Genomic DNA, 4249 nt, shown 5'->3' on the forward strand with positions numbered 1-4249 from the left:
CTTCTCGTTGGCCTAGAACACCAACAGGATGGCAGAGTCCCCGCCTTTCTTTTGGGATGAAGAAGCTTCACCGCGCCACTTCAACGAGATCGCTAGACCCCGCTAACTTCCGAAGCCCCGGTTATCCACAGGCCCAACAGTGCGATTGGCAGACTAGAACGATGGAAGATCTTGTGGAGCCCGAGTGCGAACGGCATGGGCTTGATCGTCATGTGTTAGTTGACGAGGAGGGTCACGCCGTCGCGGCCATCGACAGAGGAATCACCTTCAAAACGGTCGTCATGCACGAGCCAGGCGGAGGGCCAACCTTCGACGGCGGCCTCAGGCATGCAGCTGCCGCGGTAGAGATGCTCAGCGGCGCCCCTGCGACCTTGGTGTTGCCCGATCACGGAGCATCTCTTCGATTCGTACTTGCAGGTTCGCTCGGTGAGATTGCAGTACTTGTACATGCGATCGACGGCGGGTTCTCTGGAGACGTCAAGGCGTGGCGCATCGGCATGGGCAGTCTCGGCAAGTTGGATCCGTTGCAGGTTGACAAACTTATCGGATGCCCATTCCAGGACATCGTCGACGAGGTGCAGGAATGGGCGGCCGGCAACCGAAGCAGAATCGAGTTGCTCGCTGAGCAACTCGCAGAAGTCCCCGCGGGACCCGAGTTGTCGAACAACGACGTGGTCTCGTTCCTCGGCTGAGCCAAGCACTTCGCTCCGACAACTCACCCTATTCGGCAGGAACATCCCGGCGGTCTGGGAACTCGCAAGCGCAGCCCTCAGCAAGACGCTCCAAGCAGGAACTTGTGCGTGTCCGACGTCGGCCCGCCTTCCGTCTACTTCTCAGTGAGACACCGAATCTCACGATATAGCCAGTGTTCCATGGAATGGATCTGGTGTTCCAAATATGTAAAAAGGGCGTATGATGCGGGTCAGGTCGTCATCGGATCACCTGCACAGGAAGTGAGGTCATGTCTTCATCCAACGTCCACGTCACCGGAGGATCCGGCATGCTCGGATCACACGTCGTGGATCGCCTCCTGGCCAGTGGCGTCGAGCAGGTCGTCACGCTGGATCGGACGATCAATCGCCGTGACCCGTCCGGCGCGCTCGAGATCGGGCGGGTCACACTCATCGAGAGCGACATTCGCAATGAGCAGGCAGCACACAAGGCGCTGAGGGATGGGATGTGATCGTCCACCTCGCCGCGATGCTGATGAAGGCATCCCGGGCCGCCCCACGGGGCGCCTTTGCCGTCAACGCGGCAGCAACCCACTCCCTCCTGTGGGCATCAACCCAGCAGGGGAATCGTTGCTTCGTCCTTGGCTCAAGTGTCGGTGTGTACGGAATCCCGGCGCCCGGCTCGCTGGTAACCGAGACGTCACCGATAGGTGCTTGCACCTGCTACGGCGCCGGCAAGTTCAGCTCCGAGCTTTACTGCCGCTGCTTCTCCGAGTCGTTCGACCTGCCCTACATCGCGCTCCGGCTCGGGACGCTATACGGCGATCGGCTCCATGCCGACGGGTTCTACGCCGCCCATCTCCTTTCCCTGATGGATCGTCTCGACGAGTCGATCATCGAGGTCGAGGGACAGCCGGACGAGCATTACGACTTCCTGTATGTCGGAGGCGCGGCCGAGGCCGTCGTGCAAGCAGTCCATCACGACGTGCGCGACATCGAGCTCAACGTGGTGTCCGGCCGGTCGGTGTCGTGGGAGGAGATTGTCACCACCCTGCTAAGGGCAGCAGGGTCGGAGACCACGGTGGAATGGCGCTCCCGCAACGGCGACGCGTGGGCCGTCCAGCGCAACTTCTCGGGTGACCTAGCTCGCGAGGTTCTCGGCTTCAGCCCCGCAGTGTCCCTCACTGAGGGCCTGAGCAGACTTGTCCGGTGGTACCCGATCCACCCCAGACCATCTAGCCTCGACCAATAAAGAAACTAGGGTTCTATCTCATGAATCACTCCAGCCCAGCATCAGCCGCCGTGCACGAAATGGCACCCACCCACCTCGATCCGGCCCGGGCCGAGGAATACGTACGCACAGGTGCTTGGATGAATCGTCGCCTCGATGACTTCCTGCGCAAACAAGTGCGATCCGCCCCGACACGGACCGTGATCATCGACGGCGCCGTCAGCCTCGACTTCAAGACCTTGGACCGCATGGTCAACGCCCTGGCCGCCTGGTTGATCGACCACGGCGTCGGTCGGGGCGACGTCGTCTCTTTCATGCTACCAAACTGGTGGGAGGCGATCGTCGCGCAGTACGCGATCCTGAGAGTGGGAGGCGTGATAAACCCCCTGCACATGATCTATCGCCAGGCCGAGCTCGCCTTCGTCTTCGACCAGTGCCAGCCCAAGGTCGTCATCGGCCTGGGCCAGTTCCGCAGCACCGACTACGGCAAGGTCCTTCGCGAGGCCTGTGACGTTGCCGCCAGCAGGCCGCGTCTGCTCACGGTGCGCGCCGAAGACGACGAGCTGAACGGTATCCTCAGAGGCTCCGCGCACCAGTCGGCGACGGTCAACGCCAGCGCCGACGACATCGCGTTGCTGCTGTACACCTCGGGAACGACCGCCAGCCCAAAGGGCGTTCTGCACTCCCACAACACCCTGATGCGGGCGACGAAGGACCTGCGTGACCTGTTCGACTTCACCACCGACGACAGGCTGTTCATGCCGACGCCGATCACCCACGTCTCCGGCCTCCTGTACTCAATGTCCATGCCGGCATTGGTCGGGTGCTGCGTGGTGTTCCAGGATGTCTGGGAGCCCGACCAAGCGATGGAAATTGTACTCGAGCACGGCTGCACGTTCACCGGCGGGGCGACCCCATTCATCAAGGGGCTGGTCGCGAGCGCGATAGCTCGCGGCATCGGGCCCCACGACAACCCCTTGCTCCGAGGCTCGTGCGGCGGGGCAGATGTCCCGGCCAAGGTAATCGAGGACGCGGAGTCGGTCCTTGGCGCGCAGATCTCGCGGGTATACGGATTGTCCGAGGGCATCACCGTGACAGGGTCCCGATCGCACGACGATATCGAACGACGCGCAACCACTGACGGTCCGGTGCTACCGGGCTTCGACGTCCGTATCGTGACGCCGCACGGTCTCGACGCTGGACCCGACGAGGAGGGCGAGATCTGGGTTCGCGGTCCTGCCACCTGCCTCGGCTACCTAGACGCCAGCGCGAACGATGGCGCATTCGCCGTGGGCTCGTACTTCCGGACCGGTGACCTCGTCCGGCGCGATGCCTCCGGCTACGTGAGCGTGAGCGGACGGCTCAAGGACATCATCATCCGCGGTGGCGAGAACATCTCGGCGCGCGAGGTCGAGGAGTTGCTGATGTCACATCCCCAGATCGATGAGGTCGCGGTGGTCGGCATCCCCGACGAGCGGCTCGGTGAACGAGTGTGCGCGTTCGTCGTGACGCGCAGCGACGAAACGCTCGAGTTGTCGGACGTTACCGACTTCCTGCGGGCCAAGAAGATCGCCCCTCAGAAGTTGCCCGAGCGGCTGGAGTTGATCGACGAGCTCCCGCGCACGCCCACAGGCAAGGTCCAGAAGTTTGCCCTGCGCGAGCGGGTACTGCCGGGCGAGTGAACCTCAGCCGACGCGGAAGCGTGCCGTGCCACCGACGTGCACGTCGCCGCATGCGGTGGTGCAGGTGGCCTCCAATACCAGTTCGTGGCCGTCGTCCACCTCTACGACGTCGACCACGCGGGCCTTATAGGTCAAGGCGTCGCCCGGCCACGCCGGCGCGCTGAAACGCACGGCGAAGGCGCGAACCGCCCGGGGCCCGAACGTGTCGGTGAGGTAGGCAGCAAGTCGGCCCGCACCGAGCATCCCTACGGCGAGCGGTCGGTCGTAGCCGACCGCCTCGGCAGCGACCTGGTCGTGGTGGACAGGGTTCATGTCGCCGGACGCTCCCTGATAGCGGACGAACTCCGTCACCGTCAGTGGGGCGTCGGTGCGCGGCGGCAGTTCATCGCCGATTCTCCAAGCCGTCACGTTGTGTCCTCCCGAACGACGACCGTCGTCCGCATCTGGGCCACGACCCTTGTGCCGTCGCTGAACTCGTTGAGGACGGTCAAGAAGTGCAGGTCCCCGGAGTTGCTGGACCACCGGCGCTCAATCCGGGAGTCGACCGTCAGCTCCGTGCCGACGCGTGGGGGCTCACCCAAGTAAATGAACTCCTGACCGGCGTGCAGCACGCGTGTCAGGTCCATTCCGCACAACGCGAACTCCTCCGGTGGCTGCCACGAGGC

At 63.5% G+C, this 4249-nt stretch carries 4 protein-coding genes and 1 pseudogene; 3 read left to right on the plus strand and 2 right to left on the minus strand.

The features are described from left to right. The first annotated feature begins 161 nt into the window (after positions 1-161). The 3 genes and pseudogenes from ACESNG_RS08745 to ACESNG_RS08755 all read left to right on the plus strand — a co-directional run bounded on the left by ACESNG_RS08745 (position 162) and on the right by ACESNG_RS08755 (position 3584). A complete protein-coding gene (locus ACESNG_RS08745; protein ID WP_373068597.1) occupies positions 162-692 on the plus strand; it encodes a hypothetical protein in 531 nt (176 codons plus the stop codon). A gap of 308 nt (positions 693-1000) precedes the next feature. Continuing rightward, positions 1001-1923: pseudogene (locus ACESNG_RS08750) on the plus strand (NAD-dependent epimerase/dehydratase family protein). 119 nt (positions 1924-2042) lie between these two features. Beyond that, complete coding sequence (locus ACESNG_RS08755; protein ID WP_373068599.1) at positions 2043-3584, plus strand: AMP-binding protein; 1542 nt, start codon at positions 2043-2045, stop codon at positions 3582-3584. Between the two features lie 3 nt (positions 3585-3587). Here ACESNG_RS08755 and ACESNG_RS08760 read toward each other — a convergent pair whose 3' ends face one another. Both ACESNG_RS08760 and ACESNG_RS08765 read right to left on the minus strand, forming a co-directional pair. Continuing rightward, a complete protein-coding gene (locus ACESNG_RS08760; RefSeq protein ID WP_373068601.1) occupies positions 3588-3992 on the minus strand; it encodes a MaoC/PaaZ C-terminal domain-containing protein in 405 nt (134 codons plus the stop codon). Further along, on the minus strand, positions 3989-4249 hold a 261-nt coding region (locus ACESNG_RS08765), incomplete at its 5' end, for a MaoC family dehydratase N-terminal domain-containing protein (protein ID WP_373068603.1). The genes ACESNG_RS08760 and ACESNG_RS08765, both read right to left, overlap by 4 nt.

This window comes from Gemmatimonas sp., from assembly GCF_041689975.1.
GTDB lineage: Bacteria > Gemmatimonadota > Gemmatimonadetes > Gemmatimonadales > Gemmatimonadaceae > Gemmatimonas.

Bases quoted from the DNA above. Each gene is read 5' to 3' on its own strand.
- ACESNG_RS08755 (WP_373068599.1), top strand. From the start codon at position 2,043: ATGAATCGTCGCCTCGATGACTTCCTGCGCAAACAAGTGCGATCCGCC.
- ACESNG_RS08745 (WP_373068597.1), top strand. From the start codon at position 162: ATGGAAGATCTTGTGGAGCCCGAGTGCGAACGGCATGGGCTTGATCGT.